Source organism: Pseudonocardia pini (assembly GCF_013870575.1).
Lineage (GTDB): Bacteria > Actinomycetota > Actinomycetes > Mycobacteriales > Pseudonocardiaceae > Pseudonocardia > Pseudonocardia pini.
In genome coordinates this window covers 1-1,329 of record NZ_JACBXB010001109.1, presented here as the reverse complement: position 1 = coordinate 1,329, position 1,329 = coordinate 1, and the positions used below count along the sequence as shown (strand labels likewise).

Genomic DNA, 1,329 nt, shown 5'->3' with positions numbered 1-1,329 from the left:
GCCCGGCACCGCCGCGCCGACATCGCCTGACCGACCGCAGGCCCTGGTGATCATGGAGCGCGGAGATCATCAGGCCTCCACGCAGGTTTCGGCATGATCGTTCCTGCGGCAGGGCCTGTTGATCACTCGCGGAGGGTGGGGGGTGGGGGCGGACAGTGAGGGAGGCCGCGTGGCATCGCGCGGCCCGGGCACGTAGGGTCTGCTCCCGAACCCGCGGGAGCACTCACGTACCGAGGCTGAGAGGGCGGCAGGACCGGCCGTCGACCGTTCGCACCTGACCCGGTTAGCACCGGCGTAGGGAGGAACCCTCGTGCGTGCCCTCGTGACCGTCCTGCTCGGCGCCGTCCTGGTGCTCGCAGGCTGCGCCGCCGACCCCGGCTCCGACCCCGGCGGCGGGGCCCGGAAGATCCGGATCGCCCTCGACTGGACCCCGAACACCAACCACTCCGGCCTCTACGTCGCCCAGCAGGAGGGGTGGTTCGCGCAGGCGGGCCTCGACGTCGAGTTCCTGCCGTACAACAGCACGTCGCCGGACACCCTGGTCGGCTCCGGCGCCGCCGAGTTCGGCATCTCCTTCCAGGACTCCTTCACCTACTCCAAGGGCGCGGGGGCGGACATCACGAGCGTGATGGCGATCCTGCAGCACTGGGCGACCGAGGTCGCGGTGAAGGCCGACCGCGCGGACATCACCTCGCCGCGCGACCTCGACGGCAAGACCTACGGCGGCTTCGGCGGCCCCGGCGAGGAACCCAAGATGCGCCAGGTCATCCGGGACGCGGGCGGCATCGGCGAGTTCCAGACCGTCACGCTCGGGACCAGCGCGTACGAGGCCCTCTACGCCGGGCAGGTCGACTTCACCGAGCCGTTCGTGGCCTGGGAGGGCATCGAGGCGGAGCTGCGCGACGAGCCGCTGAAGACCTTCCGCTACACCGACTACGGCTTCCCCGACGCCTACAACGTCCTCCTCGTCGGCAACTCGCCCTGGCTGGCCGGGAACCCGGACGTCGCGAAGCGGTTCGTCCAGGCCGCGCAGCGCGGCTACCAACTCGCCGCCGACGACCCCGCCCGCGCCGCGCAGCTCCTCCAGGACGCGAACCCCGGCACCTTCACCGAGCCCGAGCTGGTCACGCGCAGCCAGGACATGCTGGCGAAGCTGTACCTGAAGGACGAGCAGGGACGCGTCGGCACCCAGACCCTGGACCGCTGGGCGGGCTTCTCCGGCTTCCTCGTCGACTCCGGCTCGGTGGTCGACCAGAACGGGCAGCCACTGACCGCCCGCCCCGACTTCGCGACCTGGTTCAGCAACGACTACCTCGGTCGCCCGACGTG

General features: G+C 71.3%; 1 protein-coding gene. It reads left to right on the top strand.

The genetic code is table 11. The features are described 5' to 3' along the window. Positions 1-310: 310 nt before the first annotated feature. Positions 311-1,329: ABC transporter substrate-binding protein (locus tag H5J29_RS32965; RefSeq protein ID WP_312858512.1), on the top strand; the 1,019-nt coding region annotated here is incomplete at its 3' end.